Annotated in this window: 22 protein-coding genes; 9 read left to right on the top strand and 13 right to left on the bottom strand. The window is 69.9% G+C overall.

What is annotated here, in order from left to right; genetic code table 11:
• Positions 1-60: 60 nt before the first annotated feature.
• Positions 61-948 (top strand): LysR family transcriptional regulator, encoded by an 888-nt coding sequence (locus tag CAL24_RS02170; RefSeq protein ID WP_094805614.1) that lies wholly within the window; start codon positions 61-63, stop codon positions 946-948.
• On the opposite strand, the gene serA is transcribed toward CAL24_RS02170, so the two are convergent.
• The 3 genes from serA to phoB form a co-directional block, all read right to left on the bottom strand.
• Positions 923-2,122, bottom strand: a complete 1,200-nt coding sequence (gene serA / locus CAL24_RS02175) for a phosphoglycerate dehydrogenase (RefSeq protein WP_028355127.1) — start codon at positions 2,120-2,122, stop codon at positions 923-925. The two genes, CAL24_RS02170 and serA, sit on opposite strands and share 26 nt — an antisense overlap.
• A gap of 96 nt (positions 2,123-2,218) precedes the next feature.
• Positions 2,219-3,517 (bottom strand): phosphate regulon sensor histidine kinase PhoR, encoded by a 1,299-nt coding sequence (phoR, locus tag CAL24_RS02180; RefSeq protein ID WP_028355126.1) that lies wholly within the window; start codon positions 3,515-3,517, stop codon positions 2,219-2,221.
• Between the two features lie 12 nt (positions 3,518-3,529).
• Positions 3,530-4,228, bottom strand: a complete 699-nt coding sequence (gene phoB / locus CAL24_RS02185; protein WP_028355125.1) for a phosphate regulon transcriptional regulator PhoB — start codon at positions 4,226-4,228, stop codon at positions 3,530-3,532.
• Between the two features lie 284 nt (positions 4,229-4,512).
• On the opposite strand from phoB, the gene ubiE reads away from it, so the two are divergent.
• The 5 genes from ubiE to CAL24_RS02210 all read left to right on the top strand — a co-directional run bounded on the left by ubiE (position 4,513) and on the right by CAL24_RS02210 (position 9,870).
• Positions 4,513-5,274 (top strand): bifunctional demethylmenaquinone methyltransferase/2-methoxy-6-polyprenyl-1,4-benzoquinol methylase UbiE, encoded by a 762-nt coding sequence (gene ubiE / locus CAL24_RS02190; RefSeq protein ID WP_094805615.1) that lies wholly within the window; start codon positions 4,513-4,515, stop codon positions 5,272-5,274.
• Positions 5,275-5,455: 181 nt separating this feature from the next.
• Positions 5,456-6,448 carry a Tim44 domain-containing protein gene (locus tag CAL24_RS02195; RefSeq protein ID WP_028355123.1) on the top strand — a complete coding sequence of 331 codons (993 nt, stop codon included), beginning with the start codon at positions 5,456-5,458 and terminating at the stop codon, positions 6,446-6,448.
• A gap of 163 nt (positions 6,449-6,611) precedes the next feature.
• A complete protein-coding gene (locus CAL24_RS02200; RefSeq protein ID WP_094805616.1) occupies positions 6,612-7,250 on the top strand; it encodes a ubiquinone biosynthesis accessory factor UbiJ in 639 nt (212 codons plus the stop codon).
• Between the two features lie 4 nt (positions 7,251-7,254).
• The gene (gene ubiB, locus CAL24_RS02205; RefSeq protein WP_028355121.1) at positions 7,255-8,808 is read left to right on the top strand and encodes a ubiquinone biosynthesis regulatory protein kinase UbiB; all 1,554 of its coding nucleotides are present in this window, start codon (positions 7,255-7,257) and stop codon (positions 8,806-8,808) included.
• 177 nt (positions 8,809-8,985) lie between these two features.
• A complete protein-coding gene (locus tag CAL24_RS02210) occupies positions 8,986-9,870 on the top strand; it encodes a ferritin (RefSeq protein WP_028355120.1) in 885 nt (294 codons plus the stop codon).
• A gap of 13 nt (positions 9,871-9,883) precedes the next feature.
• Here CAL24_RS02210 and CAL24_RS02215 read toward each other — a convergent pair whose 3' ends face one another.
• The 3 genes from CAL24_RS02215 to CAL24_RS02225 form a co-directional block, all read right to left on the bottom strand.
• A complete protein-coding gene (locus CAL24_RS02215; protein WP_094805617.1) occupies positions 9,884-10,297 on the bottom strand; it encodes an OsmC family protein in 414 nt (137 codons plus the stop codon).
• Positions 10,298-10,329: 32 nt separating this feature from the next.
• A complete protein-coding gene (locus CAL24_RS02220; protein ID WP_419670660.1) occupies positions 10,330-11,193 on the bottom strand; it encodes an NAD(P)-dependent oxidoreductase in 864 nt (287 codons plus the stop codon).
• Between the two features lie 107 nt (positions 11,194-11,300).
• Positions 11,301-11,882 (bottom strand): TetR/AcrR family transcriptional regulator, encoded by a 582-nt coding sequence (locus tag CAL24_RS02225; protein WP_094805618.1) that lies wholly within the window; start codon positions 11,880-11,882, stop codon positions 11,301-11,303.
• A 97-nt stretch (positions 11,883-11,979) separates the two neighbouring features.
• Here CAL24_RS02225 and rfaE2 point away from each other — a divergent pair, with 97 nt between their 5' ends.
• Positions 11,980-12,465 (top strand): D-glycero-beta-D-manno-heptose 1-phosphate adenylyltransferase, encoded by a 486-nt coding sequence (gene rfaE2 / locus CAL24_RS02230; protein WP_028355117.1) that lies wholly within the window; start codon positions 11,980-11,982, stop codon positions 12,463-12,465.
• On the opposite strand, the gene CAL24_RS02235 is transcribed toward rfaE2, so the two are convergent.
• From CAL24_RS02235 to CAL24_RS02260, 6 genes are all read right to left on the bottom strand, one after another.
• Positions 12,462-13,793, bottom strand: coding sequence for a TolC family outer membrane protein (locus tag CAL24_RS02235; protein ID WP_094805619.1), 1,332 nt, complete (start codon positions 13,791-13,793; stop codon positions 12,462-12,464). The genes rfaE2 and CAL24_RS02235 overlap by 4 nt on opposite strands.
• 10 nt (positions 13,794-13,803) lie before the next feature.
• Positions 13,804-14,484 (bottom strand): protein-L-isoaspartate O-methyltransferase family protein, encoded by a 681-nt coding sequence (locus tag CAL24_RS02240; protein ID WP_094805620.1) that lies wholly within the window; start codon positions 14,482-14,484, stop codon positions 13,804-13,806.
• A 90-nt stretch (positions 14,485-14,574) separates the two neighbouring features.
• Positions 14,575-15,417, bottom strand: a complete 843-nt coding sequence (thiD, locus tag CAL24_RS02245) for a bifunctional hydroxymethylpyrimidine kinase/phosphomethylpyrimidine kinase (RefSeq protein WP_028355114.1) — start codon at positions 15,415-15,417, stop codon at positions 14,575-14,577.
• Entirely contained in the window at positions 15,414-16,223 is an 810-nt protein-coding gene (locus tag CAL24_RS02250; RefSeq protein ID WP_028355113.1) for a thiazole synthase, read from the bottom strand. Before CAL24_RS02250 ends, thiD begins: the two co-directional genes overlap by 4 nt.
• 199 nt (positions 16,224-16,422) lie before the next feature.
• Positions 16,423-17,307 carry an ABC transporter substrate-binding protein gene (locus CAL24_RS02255; RefSeq protein ID WP_249278465.1) on the bottom strand — a complete coding sequence of 295 codons (885 nt, stop codon included), beginning with the start codon at positions 17,305-17,307 and terminating at the stop codon, positions 16,423-16,425.
• Between the two features lie 131 nt (positions 17,308-17,438).
• A complete protein-coding gene (locus tag CAL24_RS02260) occupies positions 17,439-19,454 on the bottom strand; it encodes a TonB-dependent receptor (protein WP_094805622.1) in 2,016 nt (671 codons plus the stop codon).
• 322 nt (positions 19,455-19,776) lie between these two features.
• On the opposite strand from CAL24_RS02260, the gene metH reads away from it, so the two are divergent.
• Positions 19,777-23,550, top strand: a complete 3,774-nt coding sequence (metH, locus tag CAL24_RS02265; protein WP_094805623.1) for a methionine synthase — start codon at positions 19,777-19,779, stop codon at positions 23,548-23,550.
• A 39-nt stretch (positions 23,551-23,589) separates the two neighbouring features.
• Here metH and CAL24_RS02270 read toward each other — a convergent pair whose 3' ends face one another.
• Positions 23,590-24,360 (bottom strand): class I SAM-dependent methyltransferase, encoded by a 771-nt coding sequence (locus CAL24_RS02270; RefSeq protein WP_094805624.1) that lies wholly within the window; start codon positions 24,358-24,360, stop codon positions 23,590-23,592.
• A 110-nt stretch (positions 24,361-24,470) separates the two neighbouring features.
• On the opposite strand from CAL24_RS02270, the gene CAL24_RS02275 reads away from it, so the two are divergent.
• Entirely contained in the window at positions 24,471-25,307 is an 837-nt protein-coding gene (locus CAL24_RS02275; protein WP_094805625.1) for a helix-turn-helix transcriptional regulator, read from the top strand.
• Positions 25,308-25,312: the final 5 nt, after the last annotated feature.

Genomic DNA, 25,312 nt, shown 5'->3' on the forward strand with positions numbered 1-25,312 from the left:
TGATTGTTTTTTTGATCGAAAAACGATATTTTTTTGCCCTGAGCATCGAAAAAATCGATTGTGATACGCGAATTCAAGACCTTCATCGCGGTCGCGCGCGACGGCACCTTCACCGGCGCGGGCCGCCAGCTGGGGCTGACCCAGTCGGCCGTCAGCGCACAGATGCGCCGGCTGGAAGACTACCTGGGCGTCGAACTGTTCGAGCGCACCGGCAAGTCGGCGGCGCTGAACGCGGCCGGCCGCGAAATGCTGCCGCAGGCCGAAGAACTGGTTGGCATGGCCGAGCGCATGGTCAGCACCGCCGGGGCCGGCCACGTCAGCGGGCTGTTGCGGGTCGGCGCGATCGCCTCGGTGCAGCAGGACGCGCTGGTGGGCGCGCTGGCGGATTTCCGCGAGATCTTTCCCGATGTGCGGGTACGCGTCGTGCCGGGCGTGTCGCTGTCGCTGCTGGGCCAGGTCGATGCCGGCGAGATCGACTTGGCCGTGCTGATCCGCCCGCCGTTCGCGCTGCCGCCGGAACTGGCATGGCGCCCCTTGCTGCGCGAGCCGGTGGTGCTGGCCGCGCCGGCCGGCCTGCCGCGGCAGCCCTGGCGCGAGCTGCTGGCCAGCCAGCCGTTCATCCGCTACGACCGTTCCTCGTTCGGCGGGCGCCTGGTGGACCTGTTCCTGAAGAAGCAGCGCATCGCGGTGCGCGAGGCCGTCGAGCTGGACGAAATGGACGCCATCGCCAACCTGGTGCGGCGCGGGCTCGGCGTGGCGCTGCTGCCGCGCACGCGGCAGCTCGATCCCCGCGGCCTGCGCCTGTACGACCTGGGCGAGGCCGGCTTCGACCGGGAGATCGGCCTGGTGGCCCGCCTGCCGCACGACCCGGCCACGCCGGCCGGGCGTCTCGCCGACTGCCTGGCGCGCGCCGCCGCGGCGCCTACAGCAGGTCGCAGCGCACCGTGACCGGGTGGCCGCGCAGCGCCGCCATCACGGAGTCGCTCACTTCGCCGTCCACGTCGGTGACCACGTAGCCGATCTGGCCGCGCGTCTGCAGGCTCTGGCTGACGATGTTGAGGCCCTGCTCGGCCAGCAGGTTGTCGAGCGCGCCCAGCGCGCCGGGGGCGTTGCGGTGCACGTGCAGGATGCGGGCCGCGCCGGCGCGTTCCAGGTAGGGCAGTTCGGGGAAGTTGACCGCGCTCTTGGTGGTGCCCGCCTGCAGGAAGCGCACCAGTTTCTCAGCCACTTCGCGGCCGATGTTCTCTTGCGATTCCTGCGTGCTGCCGCCGATGTGCGGCGTGAGCAGCACATTGGGCAGGCCGATCAGCGGGCTGGCCAGCGGTTCGTCGACGCCCTTGGGCTCGGTGGGGAAGACATCCAGCGCGGCGCCGGCCAGGTGGCCGGACGTCAGCGCCGCGTGCAGCGCCGCGATGTCGACCACCGTGCCGCGCGAGGCATTGATGAGGATGGCGCCGCGCTTCATCTGCTTGAGGGCGGCGGCATCGATGAGGTTCTCGGTGCCCTTGCCGCCGGGCACGTGCAGCGTGACCACGTCGGCCTGGCCGAGCAGTTCAGCCAGCGAGCCGGCCGCGCGGGCGTTGCCCAGCGGCAGCTTGGCCTCGACGTCGTGGAAGATCACGCGCATGCCGATGCTCTCGGCCAGGGTGCTGATCTGCGAGCCGATGTTGCCGTAGCCGACGATGCCGAGCGTCTTGCCGCGCGTTTCGAAGGCGCCGGCGGCCGACTTGTCCCAGTGGCCCAGGTGCACGCGCGCGTTTTTCTCGGGGATGCGCCGCAGCAGCAGGATGGTTTCGCCCAGCACCAGCTCGGCCACCGAGCGGGTGTTCGAGAACGGCGCGTTGAACACCGGAATGCCGCGCTGCATGGCGTTGTTGAGGTCGACCTGGTTGGTGCCGATGCAGAAGCAGCCCACCACGCGCAGGTCGGGCGCGGCGCCCAGCAGCTCGGCATCCAGGTGGGTGCGCGAGCGGATCCCCGCCACCTGCGCGCCGCGCAGGGCCTCGCGCAGCTCGGCCGGCGGCAGCGCGGACGCATGCGTGGCGATGTCGGTGTAGCCGGCCGCCGCGAAGACTTCGCGCGCGCTGGGATGGATATTCTCGAACAGGACGATTTGGGCCATGACTGCTGCAACGGGGAAGGGTGGAAGAAAAGCCTGCCCCTATTGTGGCGCAGTTTGGCGCGCCGACCGCCAGAGGCCATTCGGCCGGTGTGGCGATCAGGCGGACACGATGCGTTCGGCCGGGAACTGCAGCGAAAAGGTGCTGCCCTTGCCCACTTCGCTGGCGATCAGCAATTCGGCGTCGTGGCGGATGGCGATGTGCTTGGTGATGGCCAGGCCCAGGCCGGTGCCGCCGGCGGCGCGCGAACGGCCCCGGTCGACGCGGTAGAAGCGCTCGGTCAGGCGCGGGATGTGCAGGGCGGCGATGCCGATGCCGGTGTCCTGCACGCTGAAGCAGGCCCCGCCGTCGGCCGCGCTGCGCCAGCGCACGGTGATCGAGCCGCCGTCCGGGGTATAGCGCACGGCGTTGGTCAGCAGGTTCGACACGGCCGATGCCAGCTCGGTCTCGGCGCCCAGCACGTCGAGCGATTCGTCGATGTGCCAGGTGAAGCCGTGGCGCCCGGCCGACAGCGCCTCGATCTGCTGGCGGGCGGTCTGCAGCAGGGCCGGCAAGTTGACCGCGCGCGGGTCCGAGCCGGGCGACGATTCCAGCGTCGACAGCGTCAGCAGGTCTTCGACAATGGCCTGCATGCGCTGCGCCTGCTCATGCATCATGGTCAGGTATTGCTCGCGCTGTTCATCGCTGAGCGCCTCGGCCGGCATGTCGCGCAGGGTCTCCAGAAAGCCGGCCAGCACGGTCAGCGGCGTGCGCAGCTCGTGCGAGACGTTGGCCACGAAATCCCGGCGCGTGGTCTCGAGCTTTTCGATCTGCGTGACATCGCGCGAGATCAGCAGCCGGCGATTGCTGGCGTAGGCCGCCAGGTGCATCATCATGACGCGCTCCTGGCCGCCGTGCGCCAGGCGCACCAGGATGGGCTCGGGCCAGTCGTCGCGATGCGCATAGGCGACGAATTCCGGGGCGCGCAGCAGGTTCAGCAGGTTGTGGCCGCGGTCGGCCGGCAGGCTCAGCCCCAGGTGATGGCGCGCCATGCGGTTGCACCACTCGATCTGGAAATCCTCGTTGAGCGTCACCACGCCGTCGGGCAGCGCCTGCGCGGCGGCCAGCATGCCCTGCATGGTGCCGCGCGTTTCGGCCAGCTCGCGCGCGCGGGCCCGCGTGTAGCGGTACAAGGGCGCCAGGATGTCGTCCCAGGGGCCCACCGAGGCGGGCGGCGAGGTCTCGGGGTGATGGGCCCAGTGCGACACCGCGCGCAGCCGCCAGCTGCGCCAGAACAGCATCACCAGCAGGGCCGCGCAGAACACCACCCAGCCGGCCGGATCGCCGACCAGCCATTGGGCAAGCAGGGCCATGATCGCCCACAGGGCGACCAGGAAGAAAGTGCGCAGCCAGATCATCGTGGCGATGTTTTACCGTGTCGGCAGCTGTGCGGTAAACCGGTAGCCGCTGCCCCGCACGGTTTCCACGTGGGCATCGTGGCCGGTGGGTTCCAGGGCCTTGCGCAGGCGGCGGATGTGCACGTCGACGGTGCGTTCCTCGACGAATACGTGATCGCCCCAGACCTGGTCGAGCAATTGCGAGCGCGAGAACACACGCTCCGGATGGGTCATGAAGAAATGCAGCAGGCGGAACTCGGTCGGGCCGATCGACAGCGCCTGGTCGTTGCCGGACAGGCGGTGGGTGACCGGGTCGAGCTTCAGGCCGCTGACATCGATGATGTCGTCGGTCAGTTGGGGCGCGCGGCGGCGCAGCACCGCCTTGATGCGCGCCATCAGCTCCTTGGGCGAGAACGGCTTGGTGATGTAGTCGTCGGCGCCGGCTTCCAGGCCGTCGACCTTGTCCTGTTCGGCGCCCTTGGCGGTCAGCATGATGACCGGCACGGCGCGCGTGCGCTCGTCGTCGCGCAGCTTGCGGGCCAGCGTCAGGCCGGAGGTGCCGGGCAGCATCCAGTCGAGCAGGATCAGGTCGGGCAGCTCGGCGCGGATGAGCGTCTGCGCCTGCTCGGCGTCGAAGGCACGCAAGACTTTATGGCCGGCGAACGACAGATTGACGGCGATCAGTTCCTGGATGGCGGGTTCGTCTTCGACGACGAGAATGGTGCTGGACATGGCGGCGTGGAATCGGGGCGGTGAGCGCCGTGCGGCGCGAACATTGCGATAGTATGGCCAGAATATTTCAGGTATGTGACCGAGGGCGGATGGTTCCGGGTTCTTGACGCGTCGGCGGGCGGCGGCCTTGCGCTTCCTCGCGCAGGTGTCAGACACCCCTTGCGCACCGTCCTGCCTGGCGGGATGACGCACAAGGGGTGTCTGACACCTATTTCCCCAGGCGCCGCCCGTACGTCCGCGCTGCCTCGATCGGCTACCATTGAGCCATATATTGGGATCCGACCATGCAAAACCCCGCTTCTTCTTCCGATTCGTCCACCACCCATTTCGGCTTTCAATCTGTCCCTGAAAGCGAGAAGGCCCGCAAGGTGGCGGAGGTCTTTCATTCGGTGGCCTCGCGCTACGACGTCATGAACGACCTGATGTCGGGCGGCCTGCATCGCGCCTGGAAGGCCTTCACCATCGGCCGGGCGGCCATCCGGCCGGGCATGAAGGTGCTGGACATCGCCGGCGGCACGGGCGACCTGGCGCGCGCGTTCGCGCGCCGCGCCGGGCCGACGGGCGAGGTCTGGCTCACCGACATCAACGATTCCATGCTGCGGGTCGGCCGCGACCGGCTGACCGATGCCGGGCTGCTGCTGCCCACGGCGGTCTGCGACGCCGAGCGCCTGCCTTTTCCGAGCGGGCATTTCGACCGGGTCAGCGTGGCCTTCGGGCTACGCAACATGACCCACAAGGACCGCGCGCTGGCCGAAATGACCCGGGTGCTCAAGCCCGGCGGCAAGCTGCTGGTGCTGGAATTCTCCCGGGTGGCCAAGCCCCTGGCGCCCGCCTACGACTGGTATTCCTTCAATGTGCTGCCCTGGCTGGGCAAGAAAGTGGCCGGCGACGAAGCCAGCTACCGCTACCTGGCCGAGTCCATCCGCATGCACCCCGACCAGGACACCCTGGCGGACATGATGCGCACCGCCGGCCTGGAGCGCGTGCAGTACTTCAACCTGACCGCCGGCGTGGTCGCCCTGCACGAGGGCGTGCGGCTGGCCTGAGCGCCGCCGCGGGGGCGCCGCGACACCCGGCGGGGAACTTGTCGCCCGTCGGCTTGTCCGTTATTCTTCAAGTGTTCAGTTTTTTGTAAGAAAACCCCGACCAGAAAAAATGCCGGCGCCTCGCGGGGGCCGGCGGCGCCGGCCAGCCGGCCGGCGCCATGCGCTCTAGGAGTCACACAACATGTCCCGATCCGGATTCACCCGGCTGTTTGCCGCCGCCTTGATCGCCGTTGCCGGCACCGCCATGCTGGCGGTGTCCTTCGACGCCGAGGCGCGTCGCATGGGCGGGGGCAGCAGCGTTGGCCGCCAGTCCACCAACATCACCCAGCAGCGCCAGGCCGTGACGCCGCCGGCCGCCACCACCACCAACCGCAGCGCGGCGCCGGCCGCCGGCGCCGCTGGCACCGCCGCGGCGGGCACGGCCGCCAAGAGCGGCATGTCGCGCTGGCTGGGCCCCATTGCCGGCATCGCCGCCGGCCTGGGCATCGCCGCCTTGCTGTCGCACCTGGGCCTGTCCGGCGCGTTCGCCGAATTCCTGTCCAGCATGCTGCTGATCGCCCTGGTGGTGTTCGCCGTGCTGTTCATCGTGCGCCGCCTGCGCGGCGCCGGCCCGCGCCACGCCACGCAGGGCGCCTATGGCGCCGGCGCGGCCCGCGAGGCCAGCCAGCAGCAATCCCAGCCGGCCTGGCGCGAGGCGCTGCAGCCGTCCGCCGCGCCGGCACCCGCCGCCGCCCCGGCAGCGGCAGCGGCCGCCCCGCTGCCGGCCGCGGGCGCCGAGGACAACTGGTACATCCCCGGCGACTTCAACAGCACCGAGTTCCTCAAGCACGCCAAGGACCAGTTCGTGCGCATCCAGGCCATCTGGGACAGCGGCGACACCGACCGCCTGCGCGAGTTCCTGACCGACGACCTGATCGCCGAGCTCAAGCAGCAACTGGCCGAGCGCGGCGCCACGCCGAACAAGACCGAAGTGGTGCTGCTCAACGCCGAACTGCTGGGCATCGAGACCGTCTCCGACGGCCACCTGGCCAGCGTCCGGTTCTCCGGCATGCTGCGCGAGGCGCCGGGCACCGAGGCCTTCCGCTTCGAGGAAGTCTGGAACCTGTTCAAGCCCGAGCAAGGCGGCTGGCTGCTGGCCGGCATCCAGCAGATCCCGGTCGAATACGCCAGCTGACGGGCCGCCGGGCGCCCTGCGCGTCCGGCCAGCCCGGGCGCGCGGCCCGCTGCGCGGGCGGCGCGCCGCTGCGCTTTCAGGGTGAAAGCGCCTCAACCCGGTAAACTCCGGGTTTGTCCTTTTTTCCGGCCGGGCTTGCCACGCGCCAGTCCGGCAAGCGTCGATGCTGCCCTTCTCCATTTTGCCCACTCCGCCGCGGCTGGCCGTGCGCGCGCTGAACACGCTGCTGGCGCGTGAAGCCTGGGCGCGCGAGCGCCTGGCGCGCCATGCCGGCAAGACGGTGCGCTTCGCCGCGGGCGGCTTCACCGCAGGGCTGGCGATCGACAGCGAAGGGTATGCCGACCTGGCCGACGCCGCCGTGGCGCCCGACGTGACCCTGACGGTCGACCTGGCCAAGCTCAACCCGCTGCGCCTGCTGCCCGGCCAGGACAAGCCCGACATGGCCGAGGCCACCCATATCGAGGGCGACGCTGCCCTGGCGCGGGTGGTGGCCGACCTGGCCGCCGACCTGCGCTGGGATGCCGAGGACGATCTGGCGCGCCTGGTGGGCGACATCCCCGCCGCGCGGCTGGTGGCCGGCCTGCGCGCCGCCGGCGAAGGCGCGCGCGGCGCGGCCGGGCGGCTCGGCCGGAATCTGTCCGAGTACCTCTCTGAAGAACGGCCCGTGCTGGCCGGCGCGCCGCTGCTGGGGCAGTGGCGCCAGGACCTGGCCGAACTGAGCGCGCGCACCGACGGGCTGGCGCGCGCCGCCGAGGCCCTGGATGCGCGCCTGGCGAGCCTGGCCGCGCGACGGGGCGCCTGACGTCATGCCGAGCCTGCTGCGCGTACTCCGCATTCTGTATGTATCGTTCCGGTTCGGCCTGGACGACCTGGTGCTGTCCAGCCTGAATCACCCGCTGGCCTCGGCCCTGCGCTGGCTGATCCGGCTCGGCATGCGGCCGCGCGCGCCGCGCGGCCTGCGGCTGCGCCGTGCGCTGGAATCGCTCGGGCCCATCTTCGTGAAGTTCGGCCAGGTGCTGTCGACCCGCCGCGACCTCATCCCCGCCGATATCGCCGACGAACTGGCATTGCTGCAGGACCGCGTGCCGCCGTTTCCGTCCGCCCAGGCGGCCGCCTGCATCGAGGCGGCGCTGGGCGCGCCTCCCGCGCAGCTGTTCGCGCAGTTCGAGGTCGATCCGGTCGCGTCGGCCTCGATCGCCCAGGTGCATTTCGCCGTGCTGCACGACGGCCGCGAGGTGGCCGTCAAGGTGCTGCGCCCCGGCATGCGGCAGGCCATCGAGCGCGATCTGGCCTTGTTGCGCATCGTGGCGGGCATCGTCGAGCGGGCCGGCGCCGATGGCCGCCGCCTGAAGCCGCGCGAAGTGGTGGCCGAGTTCGACAACTACCTGCACGACGAGCTCGACCTGGTGCGCGAGGCCTCCAACTGCAGCCAGCTGCGGCGCAATTTCGACGCGGCCTCGGGGCGCGGCGACATGCTGATCGTGCCCGAAGTCATCTGGGAATACACGACCTCCACGGTGTTCACCATGGAGCGCATGTACGGCATCCCGGTAGGGCAGGTCGACCGCCTGCGCGCCGCCGGCATCGACATTCCCAAGCTGGCGCGCAGCGGCGTGGACATCTTCTTCACCCAGGTGTTTTCCGACGGCTTCTTCCATGCCGACATGCACCCGGGCAACATCTATGTATCCGACCGCCCCGAGACGCTGGGGCGCTATATCGCCCTGGACTTCGGCATCGTCGGCTCGCTGTCCGAATTCGACAAGAACTACCTGGCGCAGAACTTCCTGGCGTTCTTCCACCGCGACTACCGGCGCGTCGCGCAACTGCATATCGAGTCGGGCTGGGTGCCGCCTGATACGCGCGAAGAAGAGCTCGAAGGCGCCGTGCGCGCCGTCTGCGAACCCTATTTCGATCGCCCGCTGGCCGAGATCTCGCTCGGGCAGGTCCTGCTGCGGCTGTTCCAGACCTCGCGCCGCTTCAATGTCGAGATCCAGCCGCAACTGGTGCTGCTGCAGAAGACCCTGCTGAACGTCGAGGGCCTGGGCCGCCAGCTCGATCCCAACCTCGATCTCTGGAAGACCGCCAAGCCTTATCTGGAAAACTGGATGCGGCAGCGCATGGGCCTGGACGGCCTGCGCAAGGCCCTGGCCAAGGAAGCCACGCAGTGGTCGCAGACACTGCCGGCGCTGCCGAGGCTGCTGCACGAGCGGCTGAGCCGGCCCGACCCGGCGCCGGCGCTGCTGCTCGAAATGACCCGCCTGCGCAGAGCGCAGGAACAGGGCAACCGCCTGCTGGCCGCGCTGACGGCCGTGCTGGCGGTGGCCGTGGGCGTGGCTCTGTGGGCGCTGACCCGCTGATGAAGCCGCGTTCCTGTCGTCGCGCCACGCTTGTCATGAATTCGTCACCGAATTGTCATGACAGTTTCGTACGGGGCGGCGATAAATAACCCTGCGCAAACCACGCGCGCGGTCCGGGCCGTGCATGCACGGCACTTCTCTTTACAAAGCCCCATGCGGGACCAACAAGGGCACACCATGCTTTATCCTGAACTCTTCAAGACCATGGAAGCCGTGCGCTGGAACATGGCGAGCGACATTCCGTGGGACGACTTCGACCGCAGCAAGCTCTCGGACGAGCAGGCGTACACCATCAAGATGAATGCCATCACTGAATGGGCGGCATTGCCGGCGACCGAGATGTTCCTGCGCGACAACCGCGAAGACAGCGACTTCTGCGCATTCATGTCGGTGTGGTTCTTCGAAGAGCAGAAGCACGCGCTGGTGCTGATCGAGTACCTGCGCCGCTTCCGCCCCGACCTGGTGCCGACCGAGGAAGAGCTGCACAAGGTGCGCTTCGAGTTCGATCCCGCGCCCGAGCTCGAGACGCTGATGCTGCACTTCTGCGGCGAGATCCGGCTCAACCACTGGTACCGGCGCGCCGCCGAGTGGCACACCGAGCCGGTCATCAAGGCCATCTACCAGACCATCTCGCGCGACGAGGCGCGGCACGCCGGCGCCTACCTGCAGTACATGCGCCGCGCGCTGCACGATCGCGGCCAGCGCATCAGCGAGCAGGCGCGCCTGGCGTTCTCGAAGATCGGCGTGCTGATGGCCTCGGCCAGCCGCACCGCGCAGGCCATGCATCCCACCAACCTGCACGTCAACAAGGCGCTGTTCCCGAACGACACGGTGCAGTCGCGCCTGCCCGAGCCGGGCTGGCTGGAGCACTGGCTGGACACGCAGATCCGCTTCGACGGCGTATGGGAGCAGAAGGTGGCCAGCCGCATCCTGCACATCCTGTCCAAGCTGATGGACCGCAGCTTCGAGAGCGTCAAGGATCTCAACCGCTACCGCAAGGAAATGGCCAGCCTGGTGATGCCCGCGGGGCAGCCGGAACTGATCGTGCCCGCCGGGGCGTGAGCCCGCGCCGGCTTCAGCCTGGTTCGGCCAGCAGCACCGTCGCCCGCGGCCCCAGCGCCCCCAGGTAGGGGCACTGGCGCCGCGCCTGGTCCGCCAGCGCCCGGGCGTCGCCCGGCGTGCGTCCGGGCAGGCTCACGCGCAGCACCACGCCCAGCTCGAAACGCCGCCCGGCGGTGGCATATAGCGCGGCCTCGGCCCGCACTGCCGACTCGCCGCCGGCGATGCGGCCCAGCGTCGCATGGAACCCCGCCGCGCAGGCCGCCGCGAAGACCTGCAGCGGCGCGATCCGGGTGTCCTCGGCCGTGACGGCCTGGCCGGCCGCCAGCAGGTCCAGGTCCAGCAGGCCGTCCGCGCCTTGCACGTGGGCATGGCGCGCGTCGCGGGTCGAGACCGCGTCGGCCGAGTCCAGGCGGAAGCGGGCTCGCATGGCGCATTCCTCGTGTCGCATGCCGGCGCGGCTCAGGCCAGGTGCGAGGCCGCCATGTCCTTGTCGGCATGGCCGGCCGCGAGCGCCCGCTGGAACCGTTGCAGGCCGGCGGCGGCGCCGTCCAGCGTGATGCCGGCCTGTGCCGCCGCCTGGACGATCAGCCGCGAGTCCTTCAGCGCGTTGGCGACCGAGAAGCTGGGAGTGTAGTCGCCGCTCAGCATGGCGGCCGACTTGCCCTGGAAGTAGCCGTTGTCCAGCGGGCCGCCGCTCACGGCCTCGATTACCAGCGCCGGGTCGACGCCCAGGCCCTTGGCCAGCGCCAGGCTTTCGGCCACGCCGTGCGTCAGCGCGAAGACCCAGTGATTCAGCGCCAGCTTCAGCCGGCTGCTGGCGCCGCTCTGCTCGGACACCCAGATGGTGCGCTTGCCGATCGCGTCGAACGCCGGCTGGACGGCTGCGCGCGCGTCCGCCGGCCCGGCCGCCAGGATGATCAACTGGCCTTGCTCGGCGGGCTGGCGGGTGCCCAGGACCGGCGCGTCGTAGAACACCAGGCCCAGGTCGCGGGCCTGCGCGGCCAACTGGTCGATCTCGGCGATGCCGACCGTGCTGAGCTGCAGCCACACGGCGCCGGGCGCCAGGCCCGGCGCGGCGGCCTGCATGGCCTGGCGCACCGCCGCGCCGTCGTTGAGCGCGGTCAGCACCAGGGCGGCGTCGCGCACCGCCTCCGCCGGCGTGTCGCAGGGCTGCACGCCATCCGCGGCCAGGGCCTGCGCCTTGGCCGCGGTGCGGTTCCAGGCGCGCACCGTGAAACCGTGCTTGCGCAGGTTGCGCGCCACCGGCGCGCCGATGATGCCCGTGCCCAGCACGGCGATGGTCCGCTCGTTCGACATAAGAATGCTCCTGTGATGTAACGCGCCGCGCCGCCACGGCGCCGCACGGTTTTGAACTGATCAGTCCAGAATTGACAAAAAGAAACGCGCCCCACGGCGCGGCGGGCCGGCCATTACAGATTGCTCATGGCGACCTCGACGATGTCGTGCAGGCGCTGGCGCCGGTGCCGGCGCGCGCTGCCCTTGCCCAGCACCCGCAGGCCCTGGATGGTGCACAGCAGGAAGCTGGCGAGCGCGCGGGGCGGCTGGCGGGCGGCGATCTCGCCGCTCTGCTGGCCTTCGCGCAGCGCCGCTTCCAGCGCGTTCTCCGGGCGCAGGAAATTCTGCCCGGTGAGTTCCGCCACCGCCTCGTCGTGGCCCGCCAGTTCGACCGCCGCATTGACCGCCATGCAGCCGCGCCGCAGCGGGTTGCCGAGTTCGTCCTCGACGATGCGCGCCAGCAGTTGGCGGATGCGGTCCTTGACGGGGCCAGGCCCGGCCAGCAGGGCGACATTGGCCGCCGTGAACGCCTGGTAGCGCTGCAGGGCGCGCTGGTACAGGCCGTGCTTGCTGTCGAAGGCGTTGTACAGGCTGCTGCGCGCCAGGCCGGTGCCCTCGACCAGGTCTTGCACCGACGTCGCCGCATAGCCCCGCTGCCAGAATACCTGCAGGGCGGCGTCGGCCACGTCGTCGGGTTCGAAATCCTTGGGGCGCATGGCGAAAGCTATTTTGGAATGATCGTTCCCAAACTGTAGCCGCCGCGCCGCGCGTGTGTCAAGCCGCGCGCCGCGCGGGGGACGTACAATCCGGCACATGCCCGCCGCCCGCTTCGAATCCAAGATCCTGTCCCGCGACGCCGTCGCCGCCGCCATTGCCCAGGGCAAGCTGCCCCGGCCGCTGGTGTTCACCAATGGCGTCTTCGACATCCTGCACCGCGGTCACGCCACCTACCTGGACCAGGCCGCGCAATTGGGCGCCACGCTGGTGGTGGCCATCAATACCGACGCTTCCGTGCGCCGCCTGGGCAAGGGCGCCGACCGCCCGCTCAACGGCCAGGACGACCGCGCCGCGCTGCTGGCGGCGCTGGGCTGCGTCAGCGCGGTGACCATGTTCCATGAAGACACGCCGGTGGAAATCATCGGCGAACTGCGCCCCGACCTGATCGTCAAGGGCGGCGACTACGACATGGAAACCCTGCCGGAAACCGCCCTGGTCAAGAGCTGGGGCGGCCGCGCCGTGGCCATCCCGTTCGAATTCCAGCGCTCCACGACGACCCTGGTGAAGAAGATCCGCGGTTAATCCGGCAGCCGCAGCAGCCGGTTGATGGCTTCCAGGTCGGCTTCGGCCAGGATGCCGCCGGCCGCCTTGAGCCGCAGCCCGTCGAGCAGGGTGCGATAGCGCGCCTGCGCCAGGTCGCGCTGGGTGGCGTACAGCTGCTGCTGCGCATTGAGCACGTCCAGGTTGATCCGCACTCCGATCTCGTAGCCGGTCTGGTTGGCCTGGACCGCCGCGCGGCTGGATTTCTCGCCCGCTTCGAGCGCGCGGATGCGCGCCAGCCCGGCCACCACGCCGGTGTAGTACTGGCGCGCCGACTGCACCGCCTGCCGGCGCGCCGCTTCGTAGTCCTTGCGCGCTTTTTGTTCGAGCTGGACTTTTTCCGTTACCTGGGAGGAGACGCCGCCGCCGGAATAAATCGGCACGGACAGCACCAGCCCGATGCTGCTGTCGACCGCCCGGCCGCCCGCGCTGTTGCGGTTGTTGCCGTCGGCGTTGCCGCTGGTGGCTCGCAGGCTCAGGGTGGGGTAGTGGCCGCTGCGGGCGACCTGGATGTCGCGCGAGGCGATGCGGGTCTGCAATTGCGCGCGCGCCACTTCCAGGCTGGCGGCCTCGGCCTGGGTGGCCCAGTCGCTCAGGCGGGCCGGCTGGGGCGGCGGCAGCGCCAGGCCGGGCGGCAGCTCGGCCAGGGCGCCGGGCGGCTCGCCGATGATCTTGGCGAGCTGGTCGCGCAGCACGGCCAGGGTGTTTTCCTGCAGCAGCGCCTGGGCGACCACCAGGTCGTAGCGCGACTGCGCTTCGTAAGTGTCGGCGATGGTGGCGTTGCCCAGCTCGAAGTTGCGCTTGGCGGACTCGAGCTGCGCGGCCACGGCGGCCTTTTCGCCCTCGGTGGCGGTCAGGGTGTCCTGGGCGGCCAGCACATTGAAATAGGCGTCGGCGACGCGCAGGATCAGGTCCTGGTAGGCCTGCTGCAGCTGCAGTTCGGCGTCGGCCACTCCCAGCTTGGCCTGCTCGTACTGCTGCCAGCGCGACCAGTCGTACAGGGGCTGGGTCAGGACCAGGTCCCAGGTGCCGCGGGTGCCGTCGCGGCTGCGCGCTGAGAAGCTGCGCGTGGCGCGGGTTTCTTCGTAGCGGCCGCCGAGTTCGGCGCTGACGGCCGGCAGCAGGCCCGCGCGGGCCTGGGGCAGTTGTTCGATGGAGGCGCGATAGGACGCGCGCGCGGCGGCGTAGGTGGGGTCGTTGGCGAGCGCGTCGCGCCAGATCTGCAGCAGGTCCTGGGCCTGGACCGCGGCCGCCGCGCACCAGGCTCCCAGCGCCAGGACCAGCGTAGCCGCAAGTGGTCTGGCGCGCATGCCAGTGGCGTCAGAACTTGAACTGCGACACCGTGGCGCCGCGCAGCGGTTTGACGACCGTTTCGAACAGATTGACGGTTTCGAAGCTGGCGGCGGTGGTGCGGGTGATGCGACAGGCGGTCATGATGGGGGCCTGGCCCACGATGACGACCAGGCGGCCGCCGACGCGCAACTGGTACTTGAGGGCGTCGGGCACGACGGGCACCGAGCCGGTGACCAGGATGGCGTCGTATTCGGTGGTGCCCCAGCCGTTGCGGCCGTCGCCGGTCTCGATCTTGACGTTGGTGACGTTGTTCATCTGCAGGTTCTGCTGCGCGAACGCCACCAGGCGGTTGTCGATCTCGACCGAAGTGACCTGCTGGGCCAGGTGCGCCAGCAGGGCGGCCTGGTAGCCCGAGCCGGTGCCGATCTCGAGCACGCAATCGGTGGGGGTGAGCTGCAGTTCCTGGGCCAGGCGGGCCTCGACCTTGGGCGCCAGCATGTTCTGGCGGGTGTCGACGGCGTTGATTTCCAGGGGGATTTCCAGGTCGGAGAACGCCAGCGCGCGCATCGCCGGCGGCACGAATTGTTCGCGGCGCACCGCGAACAGGGCGTCGAGCACCTTTTGGTCGAGCACCTCCCAGGGGCGGATTTGCTGCTCCACCATGTTGAAACGGGCTTTTTCTACATCGGGCAGGGTCGAAGCGTTCATGACGGCAAAGAGGAAATCAGGAAGAACCAACCGGACATTGTACTGATTCGTAGCATTTCTGCCCGGTGGCGTCCCCGGATAGGACCAGGCTTACCACCAGGCGTGGAAATGATGGGCCGGGCCGTGGCCCGAGCCCACGTCCAGACGGTCGGCGTGGCGCAGCGCCTCGGCCAGGTAGGCCTTGGCGCGGCGCGCCGCTTCCGGCACGTCGGCGGCCTGCGGCAGCAGGGCGGCCAGCGCGGCCGACAGCGTGCAGCCGGTGCCGTGGGTATTGCGGGTCTCGACGCGCTGGCCCGGCAGTTCGATCATGCGGTCGCCGTCGTGCAGCAGGTCGATGGTGTCGTTGCCCGGCAGGTGGCCGCCCTTGAGCATGACCCAGCGGTGCCCGGCGTGGGTCATCTGGTTGCGCAGGCGTTCGGCCACCCGGCGCATTTCCTTGAGGGTCTCGACCGGGCGCTCGCCCAGCAGGACGCCCGCCTCGGGCAGGTTGGGGGTCAGCAGGGTGGCCTGCGGCACCAGCGCCTCGCGCAGCGCCCCCACGGCGTCGCGCTCGAGCAGCAGGTCGCCGCTCTTGGCCACCATGACCGGGTCCAGCACTACGTGCGGCGGCTGCCAGCGGGCCAGCTTCTCGGCCACCACGACCGTGACCGGCTGCTGGCCCAGCATGCCGATCTTGACCGCGTCGATGCGCACGTCGGCGAACAGTGTGTCGATCTGCTGGCCCACGAAGGCCGGCGGGACCGGCGCGATGCCGGTGACGCCCTGGGTGTTCTGGGCGGTCAGCGCGGCGATGACTGCGCAGCCGTAGGCGCCCAGCGCGCTCATGGCCTTGACGTCGGCCAGCACGCCGGCGCCGCCGGAGGGATCGACGCCGGCGATGCTCAGCGCATTGGGAATGGGCCGCTCGCTGGCGGCCCGGCGCGGGGCGTTCATCGGGCGGCGGCCGGAGCGGCGGTGATCAGGCCTTCGGTGGGCGAGCTGGGCGCGCCGCTGTACAGCTTGCGCGGCATGCGGCCGGCACGGTAGGCCTCGCGGCCGGCCTCGACCGCCTTTTTCATGGCGCTGGCCATCAGGATCGGGTCCTGCGCGCCGGCGATCGCGGTGTTCATCAGCACCCCGTCGCAGCCCAGTTCCATGGCAATGGCGGCATCGGAGGCGGTGCCGACCCCGGCATCGACCAGCACCGGCACGCGCGCCTGGTCGATGATCAGGCGCAGGTTCCACGGGTTGAGGATGCCCATGCCCGAGCCGATCAGCGAAGCCAGCGGCATGACGGCCACCACGCCCAGGTCTTCCAGCATGCGGCACTGGATCGGGTCGTCGGTGCAATAGACCATCACCTTGAAGCCGTCATCGACCAGCGTCTTGGCGGCCCGCAGGGTTTCCGGCATGTTGGGGAACAGCGTGTGCGAGTCGCCCAGGACCTCGAGCTTGACCAGGTCGTGGCCGTCGAGCAGTTCGCGCGCCAGGCGCAGCGTGCGCACGGCGTCGTCGGCCGTATAGCAGCCCGCCGTGTTGGGCAGCAGGGTGAATTGCGCGGGCGGGACGTAGTCGAGCAGGCTCGGCTCGCCGGGATTCTGGCCGATATTGGTGCGGCGGATGGCGACCGTGACGATCTGCGTGCCGCTGGCGTCCAGCGCGGCGCGGGTCTGCTCGAAATCTTTGTACTTGCCGGTGCCCACCAGCAGGCGCGACTGGTATTCGCGGCCAGCGATGGTCAGGGTGTCTGGAGAGGTCATGGCGGTGCTTGCAAATAAGAGGAGGCGCCGGCCGCGCGCGGCGCGGCCGGCGATATCTTCATGATAAAGCACGCGGCGGCGGCCGACGGCACGGGCGCATGGGCACGGCGCAGTATGCCAGATCGCCGCGCCCGGCGCGGGGCGCGCCGTTCCGGATTTGGCGTTTCGCGTCGCGCGCGGGGGAAGCCCGCGGCCGGCGTCAGCGCCGCGCCTGGTCCAGCGCCGCGCAGAGCTGTTCGGCGGCATCCACCAGGCGTGGGCCGGGCCGGTACAGCATGTCGGCATCGAGGCTGATCACCTGTCCGGGCGCCGCCGCCGGCAGGCCGTGCTCGCGCCACGCGCGCCGGCTGGCCTCGGCATCGGCGGGCCCGAGCACGCCGGCCACCACGGCCTGCGGCCGCGCCGCCAGCACGCTTTCCAGCGACACTTGCGGGGCCAGCACGGGCGCGTCGGCGAACACGTTGATGCCGCCGCACAGGCGCACCGCATCGCTGACGATGCTGGCGCCGTTGAGGGTATAGAGCGGTTGCAGGCCGGCCTGGATGAACACCCGCACCGGCTGGCGTCCCGCATAGCGCGCCTGCAGCGCCGCCAGGCGGGCGCGCAGGGCGGCCGCGGCGGGCCCGGCCTGGGCCTCGGTGCCGAACAGCCGGCCGAGTGTTTCCACCGAGTCGGCTATGGCCGCCAGTGTGCGCGGATCGCTGTAGTACACCGGCACGCCCAGCCGCCGCATCAGGTCGGGCAGCGGCTCCGGCACGGCGGGCTGCCAGGCGATCAGCAGGTCGGGCCGCAGCGCCACGGCGCGCTCCAGGCCGGGCCGCAGGCTGTCGCCGATGGACGGCAGGGCGCGGGCTTCTGGCGGATAGTCGCTGCCGAGCACGGTGCCCGCCAGGTAGCCGCCGGCGCCGGCCGCGTAGGCCAGCTCGGTGGCGTGCGGCGCGGTGCTGATGGCGCGCCGCGCCGGGGCCTGCAGTGTCACGTGGCGGCCCTGGTCGTCGCGCACGGTGATGGGGCCATCCGCCGCCGGCGCGGCAGCCGCGGCGCAGGCCAGCGCCGCCGCCAGCCAGCGCCGCCGTCCCGCCACGCGGCCAGCGATCGAGGCAGCGGCTGCGGACTTCGGTGTCTGACACCCTTGGGGTGTCAGACACCTGGCGGCCGAGCCGGTGATCGAGGCAGCCGCTGCGGACTGCGGTGCGGGGGTGGGGCGCATGCGTATCAATAGCGGATGGTCAGCGCGGCCTGCACGTTGCGGCCGGGCGCCGGGTACAGGTTGTACGCGCCGGTCGGCCCCGTGCTGCCGGAGCGGATGCCATAGGTGGCGTACTCGCGATCGAACAGGTTGTTGACCGCCAGGGTGCCGGACACATGCTCGGTGAAGGCATAGCCGATCTTGCCGTTGACCAGCACGTAGTCGTCGAGGCGGGTGTCGAATTCATTGGCCTGGTCGTTGTCCATGCGGGCCTTGCCGACGTACTGTGCCGCCACGCTGACGAACAGCCGGTCGTCGGGCCGCCAGGTGGCGCCCAGGTTGGCCATCCACTTGGGCACCAGCGGCACCGTCTTGCCGGCCAGGTCCACGCCGCCGTAGGTGCCGGCGCGGAATTCGGCCTGCAGCCAGGTCACATTGGCGTCCAGCGTCAGCGAGCGCGTCAGGGCGTGGCGGCCTTCCAGCTCGACGCCCTGGCGCCGGGTCGGCTCCAGGTTGGTGTTGGAGAACGTCACCGGGTTGTACTGGATCTCGTTGCTCAGATCGTAGCGGAACCACGCCAGCCGCGCGCTGGAGGCGTCCGATTGCCACAGGATGCCCAGCTCCTTGTCGGTGGAGGTCTGCGGCTTGAGCGGGGTGGCCACGTACAGCAGCTCGTCGGAGTTGGCCAGGCGGAAACTGCGGCCGACCTTGCCGTAGGCGCTGAAGCCGCCGCCCACTTCCTGGCGCAGCGCCAGCTGCCAGGCGCCCAGGTGGCGCGTCTCGTCGGAATTGCCGCTGAAGCCCGACAGGGTCTCGAGCTGGTCGCGCGCGTATTGCCGCCGGCCGCCCAGCGTCACGCGGGTGCTGTCGGTGGCCTGGATCTGTGCCTCGGCGAAGACGCCATGCTGGCGCTGCCGCGCTTTCCAGCGGTCGCCCACGGGCGAGAACGAGTATTGATTGGTGGCGTCCAGGTCGCTGTCGCGCATGTCCACGCCCACCACCAGGGCGTGCCGCTGCGCCACGGGCAGGTGGTAGCGCAGGCTGCCCGTGGTCTCGTCCAGGTCCTGGGTGCGCGTGGTGTCGCCGAAGGCGCTGCCGCTGAAGCCGGTCAGCGATTTGTCGCGCTGGCCCAGGTCGGCGTACAGCGTGCCGGCGCCCAGCCGCTGCTCGACCTGCACGCCGAAGGCGTCGGTCTGGGTCCTGATGAAGTCGTCGGGGGTGGAAGTGCCGCGCGGGTCGTCCTCGTATTCGTCCAGGCCGGTGGCCGGGTCGACCCGGCGCGGGCCGGGCAGCCCCAGCTTCTGGCGCGTGGTGCGCGCATACAGGCGCACCGAGCCGCTGTCGTGGTGCAGGCCGATGCCCACGCCGCCGCTGTCGCGGCTTTCCCGGTTGTTGTCGCGATAGTTGTCGGTGCGCAGCGTCTGGCCGTAGACATCCACGGTGACATGCTGGTTCTGCAGGCCGATGGCCGCGTCGAGCTGGTGCAGGCCGTAGCTGCCCACGGTGCCGGTCACGCTGGCCGAGACGGGCTTGCCGGAAGCATTGCCGCGCTTGGTGATGATGTTGATGACGCCGCCGGTGGCGCCGCCGCCGTATTGCACGGAGCCGCTGCCGCGCACGATCTCGATGCGCTCGATGCGCTCCAGCGGCACGGTGCCCAGCGAGGGCGCCGACAGGTCATTGTTGTTCTGCGGCACGCCGTCGATCAGCACCAGCGTGTTGCTCGGGCCCGTCAGGCCGAAGCCGCGGATGTCGACCGACGCCTGCTCGGCCGCGCCGGTGCTGTTGATGACGTGGATGCCGGCCTGGCCGGAGAGCAGTTCCTGCACCGTGACGGCGCTGCTGGTGCGGATCTGCTCCGCGGTCAGCACCGATACCTGGACTGGCTGGTCGCGCGCCTCGGTGGGCACTCGCGAGGCGGTGACGGTGACGGTGTCGAGCTGCGGGACGGCGGCAGCGGCCGGATCTTGCTGGGCGGCGGCCAGGGCGGGCACGGCGCAAGCCAGCACGCCGGCCGTGCGCCGGAGGAGGGGGGATTTCATCGGCGAACCTCGGTGTGACGCGCGACCCCGCACGTCGTTCTCGGTATGGGGGCGCGCCAGGCGCGTCCCCGGTGGGCGAACCGGCCGGTATCGGGCTGCCATGCGGTGCGGGGCGCGGCATGGGGACCGTTGCGGGGGCAGCACAGGCTGGGCGCGCGGCGCCTTCCTGTTTCCCGTTTACCTTCCGCGCGCGGGCTGCGCCGGAAGCACCAGTTCGGGGCGGAACTGTATCATCCGCCGGCGGGTGGCGATCCATTTTGTTACCATCAAGCGTTGGTTTTCGGGCGTTTTTTGCCTTTTCGCCACATTTCCGAGACTCGCCGTGCCGTATCCCCGCCTGCCCTATCCGCCATCGTCGTACACCCGTGGTGGCGACTTCGCCCGCCTGCTCGGCGAACGCATCCTCGTCCTTGACGGCGCCATGGGCACGATGATCCAGCGCTACAAGCTGGGCGAGGCCGATTTCCGCGGCGAGCGCTTCGCCGGCCACGGCAAGGACCTGAAGGGCGACAACGAATTGCTGTCGCTGGTGCGGCCCGACATCATCGACGAGATCCATCGCCAATACCTCGAGGCCGGCGCCGACGTCATCGAGACCAACACCTTCGGCGCCACCTCGGTGGCGCAGGCCGACTACGACCTGCCGGAGCTGGCCTACGAGCTGAACCTGGCCTCGGCGCGGCTGGCGCGCGCCGCCTGCGACGCCTACAGCACGCCCGACCGGCCGCGCTTCGTGGCCGGCGCGCTGGGGCCGCAGCCCAAGACGGCGTCCATTTCGCCCGACGTCAACGACCCGGGGGCGCGCAACATTACTTTCGATGAATTGCGCGACGCCTATATCGAGCAGCTCAACGGCCTGCTCGATGGCGGCATCGACATCGTGCTGATCGAGACCATCTTCGATACGCTGAACGCCAAGGCCGCCATCTTCGCGGTCGAATCGGTGTTCGAGGAACGCGGCGTGCGCCTGCCGGTCATGATCTCCGGCACCGTCACCGACGCCTCGGGCCGCATCCTGTCGGGCCAGACGGTCGAGGCATTCTGGAATTCGGTGCGCCACGCGCGGCCCATCACGATCGGCCTGAACTGCGCGCTGGGCGCGGCCCTGATGCGCCCCTATGTGGCCGAGCTGGCCAAGATCTGCGACACCTACGTCTGCGTGTATCCGAATGCCGGCCTGCCCAATCCCATGGCCGAGACCGGTTTCGACGAAACCCCGGCCGATACCTCCGGCCTGCTGGAAGAGTTCGCGCGCGCCGGCCTGGTGAACATGTCGGGCGGCTGCTGCGGCACCACGCCCGATCACATCCGCGCCATTGCCGCCAAGGTTGCCGGGCTGGCGCCGCGCGTGGTGTCCGAGGTCCCGGTCAAGACGCGCCTGTCGGGCCTGGAGCCGCTCAACATCGACGAGGAATCGCTGTTCGTCAACGTCGGCGAGCGTACCAACGTCACCGGCAGTAAGATGTTCGCGCGCCTGATCCGCGAGGAAAAATACGACGAGGCCCTGGCCGTGGCCCGCCAGCAGGTGGAGAACGGCGCGCAGATCATCGACATCAACATGGACGAGGCCATGCTGGATTCGGTGGCCTGCATGCGCCGCTTCCTCAACCTGATCGCCTCCGAGCCCGACATCGCGCGCGTGCCGATCATGATCGACAGCTCCAAGTGGGAAGTGATCGAGGCCGGCCTGAAGTGCGTGCAAGGCAAGCCGGTGGTGAACTCGATTTCCATGAAGGAAGGCGAGCAGGCCTTCCGCGAGCAGGCGCGCCTGTGCCGCCGCTATGGCGCGGCGGTGGTGGTGATGGCCTTCGACGAGCAGGGCCAGGCGGACACGCTGGCGCGCCGCCAGGAAATCTGCGGGCGCGCCTACAAGATACTGGTCGAGCAAGAACAGTTCCCGCCCGAGGACATCATCTTCGACCCCAACGTGTTCGCGGTCGCGACCGGTATCGACGAGCACAACCATTATGCGATGGACTTCATCGAGGGCACTCGCTGGATCCGCCAGAACCTGCCGCACGCGCGCATCTCGGGCGGCATCTCGAACGTCAGCTTCTCGTTCCGCGGCAACGAGCCCATGCGCGAGGCCATCCATACGGTGTTCCTGTATTACGCCATCCGCGAAGGCCTGACGATGGGCATCGTCAATGCCGGGCAGCTGGGCGTGTACGCCGACCTGGCGCCGCAACTGCGCGACCTGGTCGAGGACGTCATCCTGGACCGGGCCGAGCCGGTCGGCCGGCAGGACGCCGCCGACGATCGCAGCCCCACCGAGCGCCTGGTGCAGTTCGCCGACAGCGTCAAGGGCGCCGGCGCCAAGAAGGAAGAAGACCTGGCCTGGCGCGCCGGCCCGGTCGAGGACCGCCTGTCGCACGCGCTGGTGCATGGCATCACCACCTTCATCGTCGAAGACACCGAGGAGGTGCGCCAGAAGATCGCCGCGCGCGGCGGCCGTCCCATCGAAGTGATCGAGGGCCCGCTGATGGACGGCATGAACATCGTGGGCGACCTGTTCGGCGCCGGCAAGATGTTCCTGCCGCAGGTGGTGAAGTCGGCGCGCGTCATGAAGCAGGCGGTGGCCCACCTGATTCCCTTCATCGAGGAAGAAAAGCGCCAGATCGCCGCCGCCGGCGGCGATGTGCGCGCCAAGGGCAAGATGGTCATCGCCACCGTCAAGGGCGACGTGCACGATATCGGCAAGAACATCGTCTCGGTGGTCCTGCAGTGCAACAACTTCGAGGTGGTGAACATGGGCGTGATGGTGCCCTGTGCGCAGATCCTCGAAAAAGCCAAGGAAGAGCAGGCCGATATCGTCGGCCTGTCGGGCCTGATCACGCCCAGCCTCGAGGAAATGGCCTACGTGGCTTCGGAAATGCAGCGCGACCCGTATTTCCGCGAGCGCAAGATCCCGCTGATGATCGGCGGCGCCACCACCAGCCGCGTGCACACGGCGGTCAAGATCGCGCCGAACTATGACGGGCCGGTCATCTATACGCCGGATGCCAGCCGCGCGGTCGGGGTGGCCGCCAACCTGGTGTCGGACCAGGCGCAGGCCTATATCGACGAAGTGGCGCAGGAATACGAGGAAGTACGCCGGCGCCACGCCAACCGCAAGGCCACGCCGCTGATCCCGCTGGCCGAGGCGCGCGCGGCGCGCCCGCAGATCGACTGGTCGGCCTATGCGCCGCCGCGCCCCAAGTTCATCGGCCGGCGCGCCTTCAAGAGCTACGACCTGGCCGAGATCGCCAAGTACCTGGACTGGACGCCGTTCTTCCAGACCTGGAGTCTGTTCGGGCAGTTCCCCGCCATCCTGGAGGACAAGGTGGTGGGCGAGCAGGCGCAAAAGGTCTATGCCGATGGCCAGGCCATGCTCAAGCGCATCATCGACGGCCGCTGGCTGACCGCCAACGGCGCGGTGGCGTTCTATCCCGCCAACACCGTCAATGACGAGGACATCGAGGTCTACGCCGACGAGTCGCGCAGCGAGGTGCTGTTCACCTATCGCAACCTGCGCCAGCAGGGCGCCAAGCGCGAGGGCGTCAGCAACAAGTGCCTGGCCGATTTCATCGCGCCCAAGTCGAGCGGCGTGCCGGACTATATCGGCATGTTCGCGGTGACGGCCGGGCTCGGCATCGAGAAAAAAGAGGCCGAGTTCCAGGCCGCGCTGGACGACTATTCCAGCATCATGCTCAAGGCCATGGCGGACCGCCTGGCCGAGGCGTTCGCCGAATGCCTGCACGCGCGGGTGCGCCAGGACCTGTGGGGCTATGCGCCGGACGAGGCATTGTCCAACGACGACATGATCGCCGAGAAATACACCGGCATCCGTCCCGCGCCGGGTTATCCGGCCTGCCCGGAGCACGTGGTCAAGCGCGACTTGTTCCGCGTGCTGGATGGCGACGACATCGGCATGACCCTGACCGACAGCTACGCGATGTACCCCGCATCCAGCGTATCGGGCTTCTACTTCAGCCACCCGCAATCGCAGTACTTCAACGTGGGCACCATCGGCGCCGACCAGCTGGCCGACTATGTCGCGCGCAGCGGCCGCAGCGAGGAAGACGTGCGCCGCACGCTGGCCTCCAGCCTGGGATGACCGGCGACGGCCGGCGCGCCGGCCGTCGGGTAGTGCGGATCAGGCGCGTTGCGCCACCAGGGTGGCCGTGTCGCTGCTGAACGAGCCGTCCGCGGCCACGGCATAGTGGCGGTGCACCGGCTCCGGCGCATGGGCCAGCATGTGGCGCAGCGCCGCCACCAGCGGGGCGGGCGTGCGCATGCGTTCGACCCACGCGGCGAAATCCAGGGTGATGCGGCGCGGGGTGCAGCCGCGCAGCACGAAGCCGGACTCGGCCAGCAGGCGCAGCCATTCGGCCACCGAGTAGTTGCGCACGTGCGAGCTGTCGCGCAGCACTTCCAGGGCCTGCAGCCAGGTATCGAGCAGCGGCTCGCCCGGCGACACCACGTCGGCGAACGCGGCGACGCCGCCCGGCTTGAGCACGCGCCGCGCTTCGCGCAGCGCCAGGCCCGGGTCCTGCCAGTGATGGGTGGAGTAACGGCACAGCACCAGGTCGAATTCGCCGTCGGCGAACGGCAGGCGCTCGGCCTTGCCGCGGCACGTGGCCAGGTTGTCGAGCCCGCGCCGCGCGGCTTCGGCCGCCACTACGTCCAGCATCGCCTGCGACAGGTCGTAGGCCGTCACGTGCGCCGCGTGCGGCGCCACCTGGAAGCTCACGTGTCCGCCGCCACAGCCCAGGTCGAGCACGCGCGCGCCGGCATGCTCGCGCGCCAGCGCGGCGAACTGTTCCAGGTCCGCGCCTTGCGCATGGACCGCGCTGCTCAGGTAGGCGGCGGCGCGCGGGCCGAACTGGCGGTCCACTACCTGGTCGTGGGAAACGGGTGAATTCATGGTTGGTCCTGTCAGTGAAGGGAAACGGCCGGTGCCGGCCGCGGCACGGCGTGCCGGGGAGTAAGATAGGCACCTCGCCATACGCGTACAAGACCATTGCTTATCCTGGTATGAATGCTGCCCCCCAAGCCGGCCCGGCGGCCGTCCACGAGAGTTCCGCGCGGCGCCGCCAGGCGCTCGGCGAGTTCGTGCGCGCGGCCCGCGCGCGCATCACGCCGCAGATGGCCGGCCTGCCCGAAGGCATGCGGCGCCGCACCCCGGGGCTGCGCCGCGAAGAAGTCGCCCAGCTGTGCGGCATCAGCGTCACCTGGTATACGCGGATCGAGCAGGGCCGCGAAGTGTCGGTGTCGCCCGCCGTATGGGCGCGCATTGCCGGCGTCCTGCAGCTGGCGCGCGCGGAGCGGGCTTATCTGTTCGAGCTGGCCGAGTGCGCCGACCCCCGGCATCCGCGCGACGACGCGAGCGAGGCCCCCGGCCTGCTGCGCGAGTGCGTGGATGTCATAGCGACCCCGGCCTATGTGCTGGACCGGGCCTGGAACGTGCTGGTGTACAACGCGCCCATGCGCGACCTGTTCGACGACTGGCCGGCGCGCGACCCGCGTCCCAACCTGTTGCGTTATATCTTCCTGGACCCGGCCGCGCGGCAGTTGGTGGTGGACTGGGATCAGCGTGCGCGCCGGGTGGTGGCGGAATTCCGCGCCGACGCGGGCGCGCACCTGGACGAGCCGGATGTGCTGGCGCTGCTCGACGAGCTGAACCGCGACAGCGAGGTGTTCGCCCATTGGTGGACGCGCCATGCCGTGGTGGAGCGCGAAGGCGGCCTGCGGGAATTCCAGCACCCGCGCCGCGGCCGGCTGGCCTACCAGCAGACGACCTTCCGCCTGGCCACGCACCCGGACCTGAAGCTGGTGATGCTGCTGGAAGGCGCCGCGGCCGGCGATGCCTGAGGCGC

This window comes from Bordetella genomosp. 2, from assembly GCF_002261345.1.
Classification (GTDB): Bacteria; Pseudomonadota; Gammaproteobacteria; order Burkholderiales; family Burkholderiaceae_B; genus Bordetella_A.

What these genes read in the sequence shown, in the direction of transcription:
- CAL24_RS02270 (WP_094805624.1), bottom strand. Translation starts at nt 24,360, where the DNA reads ATGAATTCACCCGTTTCCCACGACCAGGTAGTGGACCGCCAGTTCGGC.
- CAL24_RS02275 (WP_094805625.1), top strand. Translation starts at nt 24,471, where the DNA reads ATGAATGCTGCCCCCCAAGCCGGCCCGGCGGCCGTCCACGAGAGTTCC.
- CAL24_RS02225 (WP_094805618.1), bottom strand. Translation starts at nt 11,882, where the DNA reads ATGCGCCCCAAGGATTTCGAACCCGACGACGTGGCCGACGCCGCCCTG.
- CAL24_RS02235 (WP_094805619.1), bottom strand. Translation starts at nt 13,793, where the DNA reads ATGCGCGCCAGACCACTTGCGGCTACGCTGGTCCTGGCGCTGGGAGCC.
- ubiE (WP_094805615.1), top strand. Translation starts at nt 4,513, where the DNA reads ATGCAAAACCCCGCTTCTTCTTCCGATTCGTCCACCACCCATTTCGGC.
- rfaE2 (WP_028355117.1), top strand. Translation starts at nt 11,980, where the DNA reads ATGCCCGCCGCCCGCTTCGAATCCAAGATCCTGTCCCGCGACGCCGTC.
- CAL24_RS02210 (WP_028355120.1), top strand. Translation starts at nt 8,986, where the DNA reads ATGCTTTATCCTGAACTCTTCAAGACCATGGAAGCCGTGCGCTGGAAC.
- phoB (WP_028355125.1), bottom strand. Translation starts at nt 4,228, where the DNA reads ATGTCCAGCACCATTCTCGTCGTCGAAGACGAACCCGCCATCCAGGAA.
- CAL24_RS02250 (WP_028355113.1), bottom strand. Translation starts at nt 16,223, where the DNA reads ATGACCTCTCCAGACACCCTGACCATCGCTGGCCGCGAATACCAGTCG.
- phoR (WP_028355126.1), bottom strand. Translation starts at nt 3,517, where the DNA reads ATGATCTGGCTGCGCACTTTCTTCCTGGTCGCCCTGTGGGCGATCATG.
- CAL24_RS02240 (WP_094805620.1), bottom strand. Translation starts at nt 14,484, where the DNA reads ATGAACGCTTCGACCCTGCCCGATGTAGAAAAAGCCCGTTTCAACATG.
- CAL24_RS02195 (WP_028355123.1), top strand. Translation starts at nt 5,456, where the DNA reads ATGTCCCGATCCGGATTCACCCGGCTGTTTGCCGCCGCCTTGATCGCC.
- CAL24_RS02200 (WP_094805616.1), top strand. Translation starts at nt 6,612, where the DNA reads ATGCTGCCCTTCTCCATTTTGCCCACTCCGCCGCGGCTGGCCGTGCGC.
- ubiB (WP_028355121.1), top strand. Translation starts at nt 7,255, where the DNA reads ATGCCGAGCCTGCTGCGCGTACTCCGCATTCTGTATGTATCGTTCCGG.
- serA (WP_028355127.1), bottom strand. Translation starts at nt 2,122, where the DNA reads ATGGCCCAAATCGTCCTGTTCGAGAATATCCATCCCAGCGCGCGCGAA.
- CAL24_RS02215 (WP_094805617.1), bottom strand. Translation starts at nt 10,297, where the DNA reads ATGCGAGCCCGCTTCCGCCTGGACTCGGCCGACGCGGTCTCGACCCGC.
- CAL24_RS02260 (WP_094805622.1), bottom strand. Translation starts at nt 19,454, where the DNA reads ATGAAATCCCCCCTCCTCCGGCGCACGGCCGGCGTGCTGGCTTGCGCC.
- thiD (WP_028355114.1), bottom strand. Translation starts at nt 15,417, where the DNA reads ATGAACGCCCCGCGCCGGGCCGCCAGCGAGCGGCCCATTCCCAATGCG.